At 62.5% G+C, this 2,374-nt stretch carries 2 protein-coding genes; one reads left to right on the top strand and one right to left on the bottom strand.

Going from position 1 to position 2,374, the window contains the following annotated elements; translation table 11 throughout:
• Window positions 1–281, top strand: a 281-nt coding sequence (locus NW837_RS08240) for a GerW family sporulation protein (RefSeq protein WP_414330551.1), incomplete at its 5' end; no start/stop codon positions are given.
• A gap of 5 nt (window positions 282–286) precedes the next feature.
• On the opposite strand, the gene NW837_RS08235 is transcribed toward NW837_RS08240, so the two are convergent.
• Window positions 287–2,374: SbcC/MukB-like Walker B domain-containing protein (locus tag NW837_RS08235; RefSeq protein ID WP_414330549.1), on the bottom strand; the 2,088-nt coding region annotated here is incomplete at its 5' end.

The raw sequence follows: 2,374 nt of genomic DNA, 5'->3' as shown, positions 1-2,374 counted from the left end.
TTATTGTCCCTTACATGTCTTTGCATTTTGGCTTGGGTGGGGGAGGGGGTAACTTTGGAAAGACTGCTCCTGGCTGTCGCGGCAACGGCGGGGATCCGGCCAGTCTGTTCGGGGGAGCGGGGGGTGGGGTGCGCATCGAGCCAGTTGGCTTTCTGGTGATCCGAGGCGAGCGAGTGGAGCTGCTGACCACCGTCCAGAAGCCCGACCAGTGGAACCAACTCAGCGAGACTCTGGTGCCCCTGTTGCAGCAGTGGCTGCAAAATCGTGCCGGCAACTCCTGAAGGGACTAGCCGCGAATGGAGAGGCGGGATCCCTGGGGAGAGGGTTGTACCTCAATGCGGCGGGGGAAAGCATCCTGCAGGCTGGGGATGTGGGTAATCACCAAGATGCAGGCAAAGTCCGGGGCGATGGCGTTGATGGCAGCCAGCAGTTGGGCGCGCCCGGTGGCATCCTGGGATCCAAACCCCTCGTCGATGATTAAGGTTTGCAGGTCGGATCCCGAGCGCTGGGTGAGCAGGCGGGACAAGGCCAGGCGAATGGCGAAGTTGATGCGGAAGGCTTCTCCACCGGAGTAAGTCTCGTAGGGGCGGGTGCCGTGGGGATCGGCAATGAGAATGTCGAGGGTGTCATAGGGACTCCGTCCCGCTACGGAGGACAGCTTGGCCGGTGAGCAATAGCGTCGCCCGGAGCGCTGGGTAACCAATTGCAGGTGTAGGCGGTGTTGGGTAAGGCGGGCCAGGATCTGGTTGGCCTGGGCTTCCAGCTCGGGCAGGACATTTTCGACGATCAGGGCGGGGATGCCGTTGCGACCGTAGGCATTGGCCAGCTCTTGGTACACCTGCTGCTGGCGGCGGGCCTGTTGCAGTTGCTGTTCCAGCTCGGCCTGTTCCGCCTGCTGTTGAACCGCCTGTTGTAGCCGTTGTTGGGCGGCCCCTATCTGAGACAGCACCTCATCCAGCCGCCGGCGGTGCTCCCGCAGGGTTTGGCGGATCCCTTCCAGCTGAGCAGGCAAAACCTCGGGATGCTCCGCCAGTTGTTGCTGAAGCCGTTCCAGCTCTTGGGTGGCTTGGGCAAAGTGCTGGCGGCTTTCCTGCAGGCGTTGGGATAAGGCTTGGGTGCGGGCTGCCACCTCCGGCAGTTCCTGGCGGGCCACCTGTAGGGCTTGCAGGCGCACCGGCCAGAGTTGCGCTTGGGCCAGTTCGGCTTTCACCTGCTGGTGCAGGGATCCATCGTAGCCCAGGTGGTTTAACGCCTGTTCCACCTGAGCCAACCGCTCCGCCAGGGGAGAATCCGATCGCGCTAGCGGGCCGGAGTCCTTGGATACCGCCTGTTGCAGGGTTTCCAGTTGTGCCTGTAGGGAGGCGATTTGCTCGCAGAGGCGAGAGCGGCGCTCTTGGGCCTTGCGGAGTTCTTGAGAGCGGCCCAGGGCCCAGCGCCAGCGCTCCAGTTCTCCCCGTTGTAGAGCGTGCTCGCGCTCGTCATAGCCCAGTTGGTGCAGGGCCTGCTGGATCTGCTGGAGCTGTTGCCGAGCTTCTTGAGCGTAAGCTTCCCGGTCAAGGATTTCCCTCAACTCTGCCGCCTCTGCTTGCCAGAGCTGGATTTGCCGACAGCGCTCCTGCTCGGCTTCCCACTGCTGTTGCAATCGCCCTTGAAGGTGCAGGCGCTCATCCCAAGTGGCCAGTTCTTGGCTAAGACGGCGGTATTCTTCTTGCAAGAGTTCGATCTCCCGGTCGGCCACCGCCAGTTGTTCGCGGATAACAAACAGTTCGCCGGCAATTTCCTCTTGACGCTCGCGGTGTTTTTTCAGCACCACATCCCGCAGGCGCGGGCTGAGGGGACGGGCGCAGAGGGGGCAAGTCCAGTTGCGACGGCGTTGCGGAGCCATAAAGCCGGATCCCTGCGGCTCTGGTGTTGGCGTTGCGGGGGATGGCTCGGCAGGCTGGCCGACAGAAGATAGGGCCGGGGATCCCTCCTCTTGTTCTGCTGCCTCCTCGACAAGGGCCGTCACCCTCGCCAAAGTGGGGATGGGGCGGCGCTCTCCCTGATCTTGTTCGCCTCGCGGAGCACTTTGAGCGGAAAACGCCTCTTGACCTTCCTCCCAGGTGGTCACCAACAGGCGGCAGCGTTCTTCTTCCTGTTGCCACTGTTGCTGGAGAACCCGCTGGCGTTCCTGGAGCTTTTGCACGAACAGCCGCCGTTCTTGGACTTTTTCCAACACCCGCTGCTGGTAGAGACGCCGTCGCTCCAGCTCTGCCAAGGCGGCCTCTCCTTCGGCGATTTTCTGCTCCAGTTGCTGCTGCTGTTGGGCTAGAGTTTCCTGGCTTTGTAGTTGCTGGCTGAGAAGCTGAACGCGGGCTTGCAGGCGTTCCCGCTC

It is taken from the genome of Synechococcus sp. R6-10 (genome assembly GCF_047461815.1).
In the GTDB taxonomy this organism is placed as follows: domain Bacteria; phylum Cyanobacteriota; class Cyanobacteriia; order Thermostichales; family Thermostichaceae; genus Thermostichus.
The sequence above is the reverse complement of the archived record's forward strand: the minus strand, read 5'-3'. Positions and strand labels throughout refer to the sequence as shown.